Below are 14,168 nucleotides of genomic sequence, written 5' to 3'. Positions count from 1 at the left end.
GGTTGCCATGAACGCACGAACCGGGAAGCCGGAGCCCGCGGGCCGGCTCAGGCTCCCGGGCGCGGTCGCCCGCTCGCTGACACCGGCCCTGCTCTTCCTGGCGGGACTGGTCACCACCACACTGGGCTTCGCCTGGTTCGCCGGCGCGGACGTCCGGGTGCACGCCTACCGCACCGCCCCCGTGTGCGGCACGGCGGCGGCACACGGATCCGGCGCGCACTGCGTGCGGCACGAGCGGGGCACGGTGACGGCCAAGGCCGCCCACGCCGGCGCCGGTCCTTCCGCCGGCGACCCCGAGGCCGAGCACACGGTGACCGTGGCGCGCGAGGCGGCTCCCCCACGGACCTTCTCCGTCGGCGCAGCCTTCTACGCGGACGTGGAGACCGGCGCGACCGTGGACCTGACGGTCTATCGCGGCCACGTGGCCGCGATCACCTACCGGGAGCACCGCGCCGACACCCCGAGCCGCTCGTCCCTCGCCGTCCTCCTCGGTGTGACGGCCCTCGTCGGCCTGGGAGTGACACTCGCCTCCCACGGCCTGTCCTGGTCACGGCTGGGCCCGAGCGCGGCCCGCTTCGCCGCCGTCGGTGCCGTCGCCGCCGTCCTCGCGTTCTTCGGCGGTCTGGCCCTCATGTGGATCCCGCTGTCGCCCGATGTCCTCCTGCCCGTTCCCGTCCTCCTCTGGCTGATCGTGACCGCCGCCGCCACGGCCGTCGTCCGGAACGACCGGCCTTCCCGGTGACGCCACCGCCCCCGGACCGGGGGCGGTCCGGGGGCGGGTGGGCGGCGGATCCGGGTGTCACACGACTTCGAGGTTGGCCATCATCCCCATGTCCTCGTGTTCGGCGTTGTGGCAGTGGAAGAGGTAGCGCCCGCGGTAGCCGTCGAAGCGGGTGATGATCTCCACCGACTCGCCCGGGCGCAGCGAGACGGTGTCCTTGAGGCCCGCGTCGTGGGGCAGCGGGGGCTTGCCGCTTCCGCGGGAGAGGACGCGGAAACCGACCAGGTGGAGGTGGACGGGGTGGTGGACGTCGGCGACGAAGCGCCAGACCTCCACGTCGTCCAGGTTCACGGTGACGTCGGTGCGGGAGGGGCTGAAGGCGCGGCCGCCGATGAGCCAGCCGTGGCCGCCGTTCATCTGGCCGGCGCGGAAGGCGAGGTCCCGCACCCGGACGGCGTCCTCGCGGTTCCAGCCGGGCAGGTCGGTCGAGAGGATGGCCGGGACGCGGCTGTCGTCGGAGGTGGCCCGGCGGGCGACGCGGAAGGCGAGGACGTCGCGGGTCCGGCCGCTGCCCAGGCGGTTGCGGACGCGCACCAGGGTGCCGACCGGGACGTCGGTGAAGTCGACGACGACGTCGTAGCGTTCGGCGGGGGCGATCGGCAGGGCGCGGTGGGTGACGGCGGTGGTGAGGAGGCCCTGGTCGGCGCCGATCTGGATGAGGTCGAGCCGGCGGCCGTCGTCGCAGACGAGTTCGAGCTCGTAGTGGCGGGCGTTGGAGCCGTTGAGCAGACGCAGCCGGTGCCGGGCGGTGTCGACCTCGTGGACGGGCCAGGGGGCGCCGTTGACCAGGATGACGTCGGCCAGGACGCCGGCCGTGTAGGGCTCGGTGACGCCGGGGCGCTCGCGCAGGGTCGGGTCGAGGGAGGGGTAGAGGAGGGAGCCGTCGGCGGCGAAGGCGCGGTCGGCGATCATCAGCGGCAGCTCGCGCGGTCCGGAGGGCAGTCCGAGGGCCTCTTCCGCGTCGTCGCGCACGATGTGGAGGCCGGCCAGGCCGCGCCAGATGGCGGGGGCGGTGAAGTCCATGCGGTGGTCGTGGTACCAGAGCATGGTGGGGCGCTGGTCGTTGGGGAAGGTGTAGTCGCGGGTGAGGGTGGTGGTGACGGCGCGGGGGTCGGCCATCCCTCCCATGCCCTCCATGCTCTCCGTCCCGCCCGAGCCGTGGCCTGCGCCCGGGGACCAGTCGGTGGGCAGGACGAGGTCGGTGGGGTAGCCGTCGGACTCGGCCGGGGTGCGTCCGCCGTGCAGGTGGACGACGGTGGGCACCGGGAGCTCGTTGCGGTGGGTGACGGTCACCGGGCGGCCGCGGCGGGCCTCGATGGTCGGGCCGGGGAAGGTGCCGCCGTACGTCCACAGCGGGGTCCGCAGGCCGGGCAGGATCTCCGCGACGGTCTCGCGCTGGGTGATCTCGTAGCGGTCGACGCCGCCCGAGACGGCCACCGGGGCCAGGACCCGGGGCAGTGGCAGCGGCACCTGGTACGCGGGCGGCAGCGGGGCGGTGCTGCGCAGTTCGCCGCCGGTGGCGGCCGGTCGGCGGCCGAGCACGGTGGAGGTGATGAGGCCGCCGGCGGCCAGCGCGCCGAACGCCCCGCCGAGGGCCAGCAGCCGGCGCCGGTCCATCCGCGGGCCCTGGAGGCGCTCACTCATCGCCGGCCCCCTTCGGCCGGGCGGTGCGGGCGGGGAGCGACGTGCGCCACAGGGCGATGGTCAGGGTGACGATGCCCGCGATGGTCATCACGCCCAGCGGCAGGTGCAGCCACAGGGCGCCCTGCAGTCCGGCGAAGTACTGCACGAACTCGGCCAGGACGATGGCGAGCGTGCAGAAGAAGGGCCAGGAGCGGCGCGAGCGGTTCCAGACGACGGCGGCGACGGCCAGCTGCAGGTAGCTGAAGTAGGTGGTGACGTTCGCACCCTGTCCGTGCCAGCGCAGACCGTCGAAGTCACCGGTGAGGTAGACCCCGGCGAAGACGGGCTGACCGAAGACGACGACGGTGTGCAGGGAGGCGATGACCCTCAGGAGCCGTCCGGCGGGCTCGGTCCGCCCTCCCTCCTCGTGCTGGGCCGTGTCGGCTGGGATGGCCATGGGAGTTCCTCTCGTGCGCTGCCGCACCGGTCTTCGGTGCTCGGCCTCCTCCGAAAGTTATTACCTGGCTGTTATCCCGTCTAAGATCAATATTGCTATGGAGCTATGTCGTAGAGGCATGGAGAGAGGTCAGGCCGTGGACATGAACACCCTCACCCACTTCCTCGCGGTGGCCCGGACGGAGCACCTGAGCCGGGCGGCGCAGCAGCTGCACGTCGCGCAGCCCTCGTTGAGCCGCTCCATCGCCCGGCTGGAGGCCGAACTGGGCACGCCGCTGTTCGACCGGGGCGGGCGGCTGCGGCTGAACGACACCGGGCACCTGTTCCGCGGCTACGTGGAGCGCGCGCTCGGCGAGCTGGAGGCGGGACGGCGGGCGGTGGCCGAGGTCACCGGGGACGGGGCGGGGACGGTGCGGCTGGCCTCGGAGACGTTCATGGCCTTCAGCGGGCCTCTGGCGGCGTTCAAGCGGCAGTGCCCCGGCGTGGAGCTCGAACTGCACCAGCTGCCGGTCGCCGAGATGGCCAGGTGTCTGCGGGCCAAGGACACCGACCTGGCCATCGCCTCGCAGCCGATCGCCGCCGACGGCCTGGAGTCGGTCCGGCTCCTCGACGAGGAGGTGGGGCTGGCCCTGCCGCTGGGCCATCCGCTGGCCGACCGCAGCTCGGTCACCCTGGAGGAGCTGGCCGGTCTGCCCTTCATCGCCACCCGCCCCGGCCACTGGCAGCGCCGGCTGCTGGACCGGGTCTTCGCCGGGCGGGGCCTGACCCCCCGGATCGTCTGCGAGGGCGACGAGGCCGGCGCCATCGCCGAACTGATCAGCGCGGGCCTGGGCGTCGGCCTGGTGCCCGTCATCGCCCTGCGCACCGTCAGCCAGGTCCCGATGGCCTTCGTCAGCGTCGACAGCCCCGACTGCCGGCGCGTCCTGACGCTCTACTGGGCCAAGGGCGGACGTCTGTCCACCTCCGCCCGCCGGCTGCGCGACGCCATCGCCGGGTGGGACTGGGAGACGGGCGGGAACGGCGTCGGCTAGGAGCTGTCCGGCCGATCGCTGGTCGGTGCGCACGGTCCACGGCGGTTGTCAGCGCGATCCCACAACCTGCGCCCGCGCCCACCGACGAGCACCTCTCGACCATGGACGCGTTGGCCGTGCAGTCGTTCCCCGGGGTGACCCATGTCGACGCCTCCGGGGGCGGTGGACCAGGGCATCATGTGCGCGAGCTGCAGGTCGGTCGGGACTTCTGATGTGACGACGACGGCGGTGAACTCGCATGCCCCGACGAGGCCGGCGAGGCCGGCTGCGACCACGATGACGTCCGTGTCCACGTGTGCGTGCCTGTCGGTGGAGGGGTGGAGGAGGCCGGGGTGGGGGGGGGGCCCCCGCGGGGGGGCCCCCACCACCAAAACGACCTGCGCCGCCCCCCAAACCGATGGGGGGCGGGGGGGGTCGGGGGGGGGGCGCCGGGGGGGGGGGGGGGGGGGGGGGGGGGGGGGCGGGCGCCCGGGGGGGGGGCCGCCGCCACCTCTACAGGGATCGGGCGCAGCGGAAGCCGGTGTGGCCGCTGGTGCTGTCAGGGGTGTTGGCGGTGCGGGCGGCGACGCGGTAGCGGTTGCAGTAGGAGCGGTGGCACATGTGGGAGCCACCGCGGATGACCTTCGCGGTGCCGGTGGCGGGGCCGGCGGGGTCCAGGAGGGGGCGTTCGCCGGGGTGGTCGGTGGTCCACCAGTCGGCGCACCACTCCCACACGTTTCCCGCCGTGTTGAACAGGCCGTACCCGTTGGGTTCGAAGGCGTCGACGGGGGCGGTGCCGCGGTGGCCGTCGGCGGCGGTGTTCTTCGAGGGGAAGGTGCCGCGCCAGATGTTGCAGCGGTACGTGCCGTCCGGGTCCAGTTCGTCGCCCCACGGGTAGCGCTTCTGCTCCAGGCCGCCGCGGGCGGCGTACTCCCACTCGGCCTCGGTCGGCAGCCGCTTCCCGGCCCAGGCGGCGTAGGCGGCGGCGTCGTTCCAGGAGACGTGCACCACCGGGTGGTCGCCGCGTCCGTCGAGGTCGCTGCCCGGGCCTTCGGGGCGGTTCCAGGCGGCCCCCTGCACACCGCACCACCACGGCGTGTGTTCGGGCCTGGGGGCGCCGCGGCGAAGGGCCGCGGGCAGGAACCCCGCGAACACGTACGACCAGCCGAACCGTTCGGCCTCCGTGACGTGTCCGGTGTCGGCGACGAACGCCGCGAACCGGTCGTTGCTGACCGCGTGGGCGTCCATGAGGAACGGTCTCAGCCGCACCGCGCGCACCGGCCCCTCCCCGTCCCCGGGGAATCCCTCGGCGTCCTCCGTCCCCATGAGGAATCCGCCGCCGGGCAGCGGAACCATGGTGTCGGCGGACTCCGCGTCCCCGGCCGTCCGTGCGGACGTCGCGGGGAGCAGGGCCCGGGCCGGGGCCGGTCCCCTGGGTGGCGTGCAGCAGCGCGGGGGTGCGGTGGGGTCCGGGGTCACGAGTCGCTCCGTGTGCCGCGGACCGGGGCCGGCAGGTCGACCTTCGGCAGGCGGGGGTCGCGGTCGGCGGGGATGACGTCGGCGGTGTCCACCAGCCAGGTGAACAGGGCTTCGTGCAGGCGGCGCCGGGTCCGGTCGTGCTCGGGCCGGCCGGCGAGGTTGTGGCGTTCGCCGGGGTCGGTGGCGCGGTGGTAGAGCTCCGGTTCCTCGTAGCGGCGCCACACGTAGGTCCATTCCTGGTCGCGGACCGCGACGGCCTTGCCGACCACGGCCGGCTGCTCCTGGGCCAGTGTGATGCGCAGGTCGTACGGGAATCCGCCCTGCTCCAGCTGGTCGTGCTCCTCCAGCGAGAACCCGGCCTCCGTGAAGGCGTACTGGCGGTGCTCCGAATCGAGGTCGCGCAGGTGCGGGACGAGGCTGCGGCCGAAGTGGCGCTGGGCGGGGGCGGTCCCGGCGAGTTCGAGGAGGGTCGGCATGACGTCGATGAGCTCCACCATGGAGTCGCTGACGCCGCCCTCCGGCAGGCCGCCGCCGGCGATGATCAGCGGGTCGCGGGTGATGCAGGAATGCATGGCGGTGGGGAACTTCTCGACCAGGCCGAAGTCGCCGAGGTACTCGCCGTGGTCGGAGAGGAAGACGGTGACCGTGTCGCCGGGGTCGATGTGCTTCATCACCCGGCCGAGGTGGTCGTCCAGACGGGAGACCATGCCGTAGTACGTGGCCTTCACCTCCTGCCACAGCTCGGGGGTGACCCGGTCCCAGCCGTGGCGCTCGCGCAGGGCGGCCATGTAGGCCGGTTCGGCGCTGTCGGGGTCCGGTTCCAGGGGAAGGGGCAGGGTCTCGCGGTCGTATATCGAGTACCAGGGCTCGGCCACCTCGAAGGGCGGGTGCGGGGCGAGGACGGGCACGAACAGCACCCAGGGGGTGTCGGGCGGGGTGGCGAGCCACTGCTCGGCGGTGCGGACGGTGGCCTCGTCGACGTCGACGCGGCCGTCGTCGGGCACTTCGCCGCGGTAGTACAGGCGGGCCCACAGGTCGCCGCCGGGCCACTGCGCGGGGTCCTTGCCGTGGCTGGGCAGAACGGTCGGGAACTCGCTGAAGCCGTGCTCATCGACGCTGGTCTCGGTGGCCCCGGGGGCGAAGAGGTCCCCGCGCATGCCGGCCCAGGTCACGTGGTAGCCGGCCGCCTTGAGGGTGCCGAGGAGGTTCGGCTCCCAGGGCTTGACCAGGTGGTTCTGGGTGCGGTGGCCGAAGGTGTGCGGGTAGCAGCCGGTCATGAGGGAGGCCCGGCTGGGGGCGCAGATGGGGTTCTGGGCGTAGGCGTTGGTGAAGCGGGTGCCGCGGGCGGCGAGGGCGTCGATGTTCGGTGTCCGGACGTGCGGGTTGCCGAAGGCGCCGACGGCGTCGGCGCGGAGCTGGTCCGCGACGAAGATGACGAAGTTGGGACGGTCGTGCATGGGGGTGCTCCTGGTGGGCGTGGGGTCAGTTCCCGGTCCGCTGCTGTCGCTGGGCCAGCTCGCGCCACTTCTGGACGAGTTCCGCGGTGCGGGGCTTGTGGGGGGTGTGCCAGGGGACGGGCACGGTCAGGCTGTGGAGGCGCGCTTCGAGGTCCTCGGCGAGGTGGGCGCGGCCGGTGGCCCGCAGGTGGTCGGCGTAGCGGGCGGGGTCGTTGTAGTAGACGGGGCCGGCCTGGAGGGTGGACTGCATGGGGTCGGGCTGCGCGCCGGGGTGGCCGGCGTACCGGTTCCACCATTCGGCGAGGTGGGAGCGCATCCGCGCGGCGAGTTCCGGTTCGTCGTCGAGGAGGTCGCGGGTGAGGTGGGGGTCGTCGGTGACGTGGAAGAGGTGTTCCCACTCGGCGCGGAAGGAGCCGGGGTGGTAGGTGCGGACGTAGAGGTGGTCGCGGGTGCGGACGGCGCGCTGGTAGGTCATGGCGCCGTGGCCGAGGACGAGGTACTCGCGGGAGTCGATCCGCTCGCCGCGCAGGGCGGGGGCGAAGGACTCTCCCTGCCAGCCGGGCGGGGTGTCCAGGCCGAGCAGGTCGCAGAGGGTGGGGGCGAGGTCGATGTTGTAGAGCAGGGCGTCGTTGCGGCGGGCCTCCTGGGGCAGGGCGTCGGTCAGGCCGGGCCAGTACACGACCAGCGGGAGGCGGTGGACGGGCTCGGTGGCCATGCCGTGCTCGGCGTACATGCCGAGTTCGCCGAGGGATTCTCCGTGGTCGGCGCTGACGATGACGGCGGTGTCGTCCGCGATGCCGAGTTCCTCCAGCGCGGCCAGCAGCCGGCCGAAGTGGTGGTCCCAGTAGGCGATGGCGCCGTCGAAGCCGTTGATCAGGTGCTCGAAGTCGGCGCGGGAGCGGATGGCGTCGGGCATGTTGTGCGGGACGGGCGACTTCGATTCGCCGATGCCGGCCCACATGGAGTGGTGCAGGTCGAGGGCGCTTCGCGGGCCGTAGACCTCGGCGTGTTCGGCGATGGTCCGCTCGTCGGGCCACTCCTGTACGGGTCCGGAGGCGGCCATCGTCTCGGTCCACTCGACCGGCTGGGTGTAGTTGGTGTGTGGTTCCCAGTAGGTGAGGTGGAGGTACCAGTCCTCCTCGTCGGCGTGGCGCCGGATCCAGTCGATGGCGGCCTTGTTGACGTCCTCGGCGTCCTCGTCGCCCCAGTGCGGGGTGGCGCGCAGGGTCTCGCGGAAGTTGCCGTTGAAGAAGTAGGCGCGGTGGCGTTCGGCGAAGACGGAGATCGCGGCGGTGTAGTGGCCGGCGAACTGCAGGGCCTGGCCGAGCAGCGGCCGGTCGGGCTCGGGGCCGTGGCCGGTGTCGAGGCGGAACTGGGCGGCTTCGCCGTAGTGGCCGATGACGCCGTTGGTGATGCCGAACTGGCCGCTGGTCAGGGCGGCGCGCGAGGGCATGCAGGGCGAGTCGGAGCAGTAGTAGCGCTCGAAGGTGACGGACTTGTCCGCCAGCCTCTGCAGGTTGGGGGTGGTGGGGCGGTGGTAGCCGTAGGGGGTGGTGTGGTCGGCGCGGAGGGTGTCCACGTCGACGTAGATGATGCGCATGCGTCTTCTCCGTACGGGTGCGGGTCTTCGGGGTTCAGGGGGTGGTGAGCCACCAGGTCCAGGCGTACTCGCCCGGTCCGACGCGGAAGGCCGGGAGGGTGTCGGGGCCGACGGAGGCCGATCCCAGGCCGCGGTGGGCGACGTCGAAGTGGACGATCGTCTCCGCGCGGGGCGTGAGCTCCCAGTAGTGCGCGGCGGCTTCGAGGTCGGCGACGGTGTGGTGGGAGACGTTGAGTTGCAGGGGCCGGTCGAAGCCGAGGGTGAGGGCGGTGTCGCCGGGGCCGGTGAGGCGGGCCTCCACGGTGCGGCTGCGGCCGCCGTTCTCCTGGGGGCGGAGGTAGGGGACGGGCAGGTCGTCGATCGGTGCCGTCCAGCGGCCGGTCAGCGCGGAGGCGCGGCGGTCCGGGTAGCACTCGTGGGGTCCTTCGCCGAGCCACTGGACGGTGTCGAATCCGGCCCGGGCTTCGAGGACGACGCCGAGGCGGGGGACGTCCGGGAGCGTCGTGGGAATCACGACCCGCTCGTCGAACCGGATCCGCCCGGAGGCCTCGCGGGTGACGGTCTGCTGGTGGAGGACCTCCTCGCCGTGGGGGGTGAGGTACCGGGCCCGGACGACCGCGCTGTCTCCGGCCGGTGACACCTCCCGGCGGTCGACCTCCCGGACGGTCCTGTCCAGGCCGGTGGCGCTGAGGCGTCCATGGACGAAGCGGGACTTGTCGTTGTCGGTCAGGGCGCGCCACAGGCTCAGGCGCGGTCCGGTGGCGAGCAGGGGGTGCTGGAGCAGTCCGGCCTCGTCGAGCACGAGGGCGGGCGGGTCCCCGGCGGTGCCGCGCCCGGCCCGGGCCTCGGCCGCCGGCCGGTGCGCCGGGTGGCCGAGCGGCAGCTGGCGGACGGTGAGCTCCGTTCCCGCCGGCGCCCAGGCCTGGTCATGGGCGGTGACGACGGTCAGCCGCAGGGCCAGGACGCCGGTGCGCTGCCGGAGCTCACGCACCACGGTCTCCGGCAGCCGGACCTTCGCACGGCCCCCGGCGGCCAGGGTCGGGACGGGCAGGCCGGCGGCGGGGCCGGTGCCGGTTTCGGTCACCACCTGAAGGGCGAACCGCAGGTCGTCCAGGTCACGGAAGTGGCGTTCGTTGCGCACCTCGATCCAGCCGTCACCGGCCTCGACGGCGCCCGAGGTGATCGTCACGGGGGCGAAGAGGTGGCGCAGCTCGTACATCGCGGGGTGCGGGGTGCCGTCGGGGAAGAGCAGGCCGTCGATGCAGAAGTTGCCGTCGTGCGGCTGCTCGCCGAAGTCGCCGCCGTAGCGGTGGCGGCCGTCGCCGTCCGGGTCGAGACCGTGGTCCCACAGCTCCCAGACGAAGCCGCCCTGGAGGCCGGGGGTGGAGCGGATCGTGTCCCAGTAGTCGTCCAGCGAGCCGTTGGAGTTGCCCATGGCGTGCTGGTACTCGGACATGATCAGCGGGCGGTCGGCGCGCGGGTGGGCGGCGTAGGCCTTGAGCGCGTCGAGGGTGGGGTACATCGGGCACACGATGTCGGTCTGGGTGCGGCCGCCGTACCAGTCGCGGTTGATCGCGCCCTCGTAGTGCAGGGGGCGGGTGGGGTCGTGGCGGCGCACCCAGGCGGCGGCCGCCTCGTGGTTGGCCCCGCTGCCGCTCTCGTTGCCGAGGGACCAGGCGATCACGCACGGGTGGTTCTTGTCCCGGGCGACCATCCGCGCGACCCGGTCCAGGAAGGCGCCGAGGTAGCGCGGGTCGTCGCAGAGGGCGGAGGCGTGGTCGTGGGCCTCGATGTCGGCCTCGTCGACGACGTAGAAGCCGTACTCGTCGGCCAGGTCGAGCAGGTCGGGGTGGCCGGGGTAGTGCGCGGTGCGGATGGCGTTGACGTTGAAGCGCTTGAGCAGGCGCAGCTCGCCGGCGATGTCCTCGCGGGTGAGGGTGCGGCCGGTGCGCGGGTGGAAGTCGTGGTGGTTGACGCCCTGGATCCAGATCCGCTCGCCGTTGAGGAGCAGGTCGCGGCCCTTGATCTCGACGCGCCGGTAGCCGACGCGCAGGCGGGTGGTGTCGAGCCGGATGCCGGCGGCGTCGAGGAGGTCGACGTCCACGTCGTACAGTGCGGGCCGTTCGGCGCTCCAGGGGGTGACCGGGTGGGCCGGGACGGTGAGGTGCGCCCGGCCGCCGGGGGGCGGGAACATCCGGGCGAGGGCCTGTTCGGCCACGCCTTCAAGGCCGGGCGGCAGCGGGACGCCGGCGGCGGTGGCGCTGTAGAGGCCGAACAGGTCGGTCCCGGCGACGGCGGCCGGCAGCGCCGGGGACCCGTTGCCTTCCTCACCGGGGAGCGCGCGGGCCCGGCGCAGCGGGACCGGGGCGAGCAGTTCGTGCCCCGCGGCGCGGACCCGGACGCGCAGGTCCTCGTCCAGGGCGGTGCCGCGCGTGCCGACGGTGATGGTGAGGGTGAGGGTGCCCTCGCCGGACGCGGGGTCGTAGTCGGCGACGGCGGCGACGTCGGCGAGGTGGGTGGGCGGGGTGCTGTAGAGGTGGACGCCGCGGGTAATGCCGCCGTGCCACCACTGGTCCTGGTCCTCGATGAAGCTGGCGTCGGACCACTTGACCACCGTCAGCACCAGTTCGTTGACGCCGTCGTGCAGGGCGTCGGTCACGTCGAACTCGGCCGCCAGGTGGCTGTCCTTGCCGATCCCGACCTGCTGCCCGTTGACCTGGACGAGCAGGACGCTCTCGGCGGCGCCCACGTGCAGCACGATCCGGCGCCCGGCCCACGTCGCGGGAACCTCGAACCGGCGGCGGTGGACGCCGGTGGGGTTGTCCTTCGGCGGGTGGGGAGGGTGGGTGTCGAAGGGCATCCGTACGTTGGTGTAGTGCGGCAGGTCGCCGGTGTGCTGCATGGTCCAGGCGCCGGGCACGGTGAGCGGGCGCCAGTCGTCGGTGGGCTGCGCGCCGGGCGCGGGCAGGAGCTGGAAGTCCCACACGCCGTTGAGGTCGAGGCGGTCGTGGTGGGACAGGGCGTGGGCGGGCTCGCGCCCGACGGCGACGAGTTCGGGGGTGTTCCACGGCTTCATGAGGGTCCTCAACGAACGGATTTGATGGGAAGCAGGAACAGGGCGCCGAGGAGGGCGGCCGTGCCGGCGAACAGGAAGAGCACCGGGTAGCCGCCGGCGTTGACGACGACGAAGCCGGCCACAGCGGGTGCGAGGATCTGCGGCAGGTGGCTCGCGAGGTTCGCCACCCCGAGGTCCTTCGCGGCGTTCTCCCGGGACGGCAGCACCATGGAGACCAGAGCGGCGTCGAGCGCCTGGTAGCAGCCGAAGCCGAAGCCGACGACGGCTCCGTACAGCAGGAAGCCGGCGACGGACGGCAGGAGGAACGGCATCAGCAGGCCGAGGCCGATGGTCAGCGTCGAGGCGAGGAGGAACGGCTTGCGACGGCCCGTCCGGTCCGAGAGCCAGCCGGACAGCAGCAGCGACACGAGCATCACACCCATCGCGATCAGGATGGTCCTGGGCAGGATGCGCAGGGCCTCCGCGCGGTCGAGCCCGATGTGGTCCTGGAGGATGTAGAGCTGGTAGGCGCCGACCGTGTGGTAGCCCAGCAGCAGGAACAGGCGTGACAGGAAGGCGAAGGCGAAGTCGGGGTGCTTCCTCGGGTCCACCCACACCAGCCCGAGCAGCGACCGGAACGAGAACGCCTGCCGCTGTGCCGCGAGGCTCGGCTCGTCGGGGTTGACGAGGACGAAGACGGCCGTGGCCGTCACCAGCACCACCGCGACGACCGCGTAGGGCAGCAGGTGTCCGCGCGGGACGAGGGCCGCTGCCACCAGTTGGCCGCCGAGGATCCCGGTCATGGTGCCGAGCCCCATGACGGCCGAGAAGATCCCCCGCACGCCGACCGGCACGCGGTCGGGCAGGACCGCGGTGAGGATGCCGTTGGCGCCGGCGACCGCGGCCTGTACGACGCACCAGGCGAGGGCGATGGTCAGGACGGTGTCGGCGAGGGCCGTGGCCAGCAGCCCCAGGGCGCCGAGGGCGGCGCCGCCGAGCAGGTAGGGCGCGCGTTTGCCGTAACGGGTGCGCGTCCGGTCGGAGGCCATGCCCCACAACGGCTGGACGACGGTCGACACCAGCGCGCCCAGACCGACGACGAGCGCCAGGTTGGCCTCCTTGCGGCCGGGATCGAGGTCCTCCAGGTGGACGGCCAGCAGCACGCCCGGGACGGAACCCCACACCAGGAAGTGGCCCAGCTGCGCGAACCCAAGAGAGGAGGCGAGCCTTCGGTCGACGCGTCCTCGCACGCCGGGCGGGGGCTTCACCGGGGCCATAGACGTCTTTGCCATGTGCATCCCTTTCGGGCGGAGGCGGGGAGCGCCTCCTGCTTGGAACGGGTTTCTATCACAGCGATTGACCATGTGGTAACTTCCTTTGACCAGATGGTTACATCCCATCGGTTCGCGATAGCCTCGAACCCCTGAACCCGCCACCGGAAGGAAGCGATCGAGTGCCTCACGTGAGCGGCGCGCCGAACCGCCGGGGACTGCTGCGCCGCGAGCAGATCCTCCGGGCCGCCGAGGAGCTGTTCGGCACCGACGGCTTCGAGGCCACCTCACTGCGCACGCTGGCCAAGCGCGTGGGGGTCACCCACGCCGGCGTCCTGCGGCACTTCTCCTCGAAGGAGGACGTGCTGCACGCGCTGCTCGACCGCCTGGCCGAGGACCCGGCGCCCGGCGCGGACCTCCCCCGGGCCGCCGACCCCCAACGGGCGCTGGAGGCGGCGGCGCGGACCAGGACGCGGTCCCGGGCCGAGCTGTACACCACGCTCCTCGGCGAGGCGGTGCCGTCCGGACATCCGGCGCACGCCTTCGTCGAGCGGCAGCTGCGGACCGGCAGGGCACGGCTTGAGCAGGCGTTCGGAGACCGCGGGGCCGACGCCCTCGCCGTCTGGGACGGCCTCCAGGTGCTCCGGCTGTACCTTCCCGAGCGCGTCTCACCGCCCGACGTCCTCGCGGCCCGCCCCCTGCACCGCCGGCACGGCGCCGGCGAAGCCGAGACGGCGGCCTGGATCACGGCGGCCGTCGGCTCGGCGCGCGGTGAGGGCCGGACGTCCGGACATCCGGCGGTCACCGCCGCCGCCGACCGCACCGACGAGATCATCGACGCCGCCGCACGCGCCTTCGCCCGCCAGGGGTTCCAGGCGACGAGCCTGCGCGGGCTCGCCGGCGAACTGGACCTGACGCACGGCACCCTGCTCTACTACTTCGACTCCAAGGAAGCCCTGCTGGAGGCGGTCCTCAACCGCCGTGACCGCCAGGCCGACACCGCCTACATCACGCCCGTCACCAGCTACGACAAGGTGTACAACGTCTACCGGCGGGCCCTGCACAACGAGGCCCACCCGGAACCCGTGGCCCTCTACTCGGCCATGCTCTGCGAGGCCACCGACCCCGGCCACCCCGCCCACGCCTTCTTCGCCACCCGCTACACCCGCGTCCTCGACACGCTCACCACCGAGATCGCCTCCCTGCAACAGCAGGGCTTCCTCCACCCCCGGCTCGATCCCGAGACGGAGGCCGCCCTGCTGACGGCGCTGTGGGACGGCCTTCAGCTGCACTCCCGCTACCTCGGCGACGCGGGCATCCCCGAACGGCTCCTGCGTCACCTCGACGACCTGATCGCCGACTCCGTCCCCACCGAGCGCCGGTCCGACCTCCTGACCCGCGCGCCGGCCTCCTGACGACGGCCGGAGCAGCGCCCC

10 protein-coding genes are annotated in these 14,168 nt (G+C 73.1%); 3 read left to right on the top strand and 7 right to left on the bottom strand.

The genetic code is table 11. The annotated features are described in order from the left end of the window. Nucleotides 1-7 precede the first annotated feature (7 nt). Nucleotides 8-742, top strand: coding sequence for a hypothetical protein (locus ACF1AK_RS18460; RefSeq protein WP_391499829.1), 735 nt, complete (start codon nucleotides 8-10; stop codon nucleotides 740-742). Between the two features lie 57 nt (nucleotides 743-799). On the opposite strand, the gene ACF1AK_RS18455 is transcribed toward ACF1AK_RS18460, so the two are convergent. Next, nucleotides 800-2,425, bottom strand: a complete 1,626-nt coding sequence (locus tag ACF1AK_RS18455) for a multicopper oxidase family protein (protein WP_391499828.1) — start codon at nucleotides 2,423-2,425, stop codon at nucleotides 800-802. Further along, nucleotides 2,418-2,861 carry a hypothetical protein gene (locus ACF1AK_RS18450; RefSeq protein WP_391499827.1) on the bottom strand — a complete coding sequence of 148 codons (444 nt, stop codon included), beginning with the start codon at nucleotides 2,859-2,861 and terminating at the stop codon, nucleotides 2,418-2,420. The genes ACF1AK_RS18455 and ACF1AK_RS18450 overlap by 8 nt, the downstream gene beginning before the upstream one ends. Before the next feature lie 118 nt (nucleotides 2,862-2,979). Here ACF1AK_RS18450 and ACF1AK_RS18445 point away from each other — a divergent pair, with 118 nt between their 5' ends. After that, a complete protein-coding gene (locus tag ACF1AK_RS18445; protein WP_391499826.1) occupies nucleotides 2,980-3,891 on the top strand; it encodes a LysR family transcriptional regulator in 912 nt (303 codons plus the stop codon). Between the two features lie 492 nt (nucleotides 3,892-4,383). On the opposite strand, the gene ACF1AK_RS18440 is transcribed toward ACF1AK_RS18445, so the two are convergent. The 5 genes from ACF1AK_RS18440 to ACF1AK_RS18420 form a co-directional block, all read right to left on the bottom strand. Further along, on the bottom strand, nucleotides 4,384-5,226 hold the full coding sequence (locus tag ACF1AK_RS18440) for a formylglycine-generating enzyme family protein (RefSeq protein ID WP_391500105.1): 843 nt from the start codon (nucleotides 5,224-5,226) through the stop codon (nucleotides 4,384-4,386). 119 nt (nucleotides 5,227-5,345) lie between these two features. After that, nucleotides 5,346-6,806, bottom strand: a complete 1,461-nt coding sequence (locus ACF1AK_RS18435; RefSeq protein WP_391499825.1) for a sulfatase-like hydrolase/transferase — start codon at nucleotides 6,804-6,806, stop codon at nucleotides 5,346-5,348. Between the two features lie 25 nt (nucleotides 6,807-6,831). Further along, nucleotides 6,832-8,406, bottom strand: a complete 1,575-nt coding sequence (locus tag ACF1AK_RS18430) for a sulfatase (protein WP_391499824.1) — start codon at nucleotides 8,404-8,406, stop codon at nucleotides 6,832-6,834. 34 nt (nucleotides 8,407-8,440) lie between these two features. Beyond that, on the bottom strand, nucleotides 8,441-11,482 hold the full coding sequence (locus ACF1AK_RS18425) for a glycoside hydrolase family 2 TIM barrel-domain containing protein (protein ID WP_391499823.1): 3,042 nt from the start codon (nucleotides 11,480-11,482) through the stop codon (nucleotides 8,441-8,443). An 8-nt stretch (nucleotides 11,483-11,490) separates the two neighbouring features. Then, complete coding sequence (locus tag ACF1AK_RS18420) at nucleotides 11,491-12,753, bottom strand: MFS transporter (protein WP_391499822.1); 1,263 nt, start codon at nucleotides 12,751-12,753, stop codon at nucleotides 11,491-11,493. A gap of 161 nt (nucleotides 12,754-12,914) precedes the next feature. Between ACF1AK_RS18420 and ACF1AK_RS18415 the strand changes: the two genes are divergently transcribed. Then, nucleotides 12,915-14,147 carry a TetR/AcrR family transcriptional regulator gene (locus ACF1AK_RS18415; RefSeq protein WP_391499821.1) on the top strand — a complete coding sequence of 411 codons (1,233 nt, stop codon included), beginning with the start codon at nucleotides 12,915-12,917 and terminating at the stop codon, nucleotides 14,145-14,147. Nucleotides 14,148-14,168: the final 21 nt, after the last annotated feature.

Origin of the sequence: Kitasatospora sp. NPDC015120 (assembly GCF_043080305.1) — a bacterium.
Taxonomy (GTDB): Bacteria; Actinomycetota; Actinomycetes; order Streptomycetales; family Streptomycetaceae; genus Kitasatospora.
The sequence above is the reverse complement of the archived record's forward strand: the minus strand, read 5'-3'. Positions and strand labels throughout refer to the sequence as shown.